Here is a 201-nt window from a genome sequence, read left to right as displayed (position 1 = left end):
AGCAAATATCGAAGCGTTTAAAGACATTTTCTGATTTGGATCAAACAATGAATGTAAGCCATACAACGATTTACTCAACTATACGAGCATTACCAAAGGGTGAGTTGAAAAAAGACTTATTATCCTGTCTGCGTCATGAAAATAAAAAGCGAAAAGCTAACGGTGAACCTAAAAAAGATTCTATATTACAGGATATTAAAA

At 32.3% G+C, this 201-nt stretch carries 1 pseudogene; it reads left to right on the top strand.

From position 1 onward, the window contains the following. Window positions 1-201 (top strand): annotated as a pseudogene (locus ACEWB7_RS18910) (IS30 family transposase); the annotation flags it as partial.

It is taken from the genome of Acinetobacter sp. NIOH-H-8, from assembly GCF_046635365.1.
Taxonomy (GTDB): Bacteria; Pseudomonadota; Gammaproteobacteria; order Pseudomonadales; family Moraxellaceae; genus Acinetobacter.
This window is presented reverse-complemented; position numbering and strand designations above follow the sequence as displayed.